The organism is Sphingomonas sp. 10B4 (assembly GCF_035019905.1).
Lineage (GTDB): Bacteria > Pseudomonadota > Alphaproteobacteria > Sphingomonadales > Sphingomonadaceae > Sphingomonas > Sphingomonas glacialis.
Genome location: NZ_JASJVC010000561.1, coordinates 1 through 238 on the forward strand (window position 1 = coordinate 1; position 238 = coordinate 238).

Genomic DNA, 238 nt, shown 5'->3' on the forward strand with positions numbered 1-238 from the left:
CTCTGATTTTATCTGTACTGTTAGGTATCGCTTCTTGGTCTGGCATCGCCCAGGCCTTAGAGTTTAGAGCTATCGGTGCGTCCCCCGTGATTTTGTATGATGCGCCATCGACCAAGGGCGGCAAGGTGTATGTTGCGCCGCGCGGCATGCCAGTGGAAGTGATTTTGACTTATGGCACCTGGAGCAAAGTACGCGACATGGGTGGCGATTTAAGCTGGGTAGAATCAAAAGAATTGGT

Annotated in this window: 1 protein-coding gene; it reads left to right on the forward strand. The window is 51.3% G+C overall.

What is annotated here, in order from left to right; translation table 11 throughout:
* Positions 1-238: SH3 domain-containing protein (locus tag QN347_RS20875; RefSeq protein WP_323494556.1), on the forward strand; the 238-nt coding region annotated here is incomplete at both ends.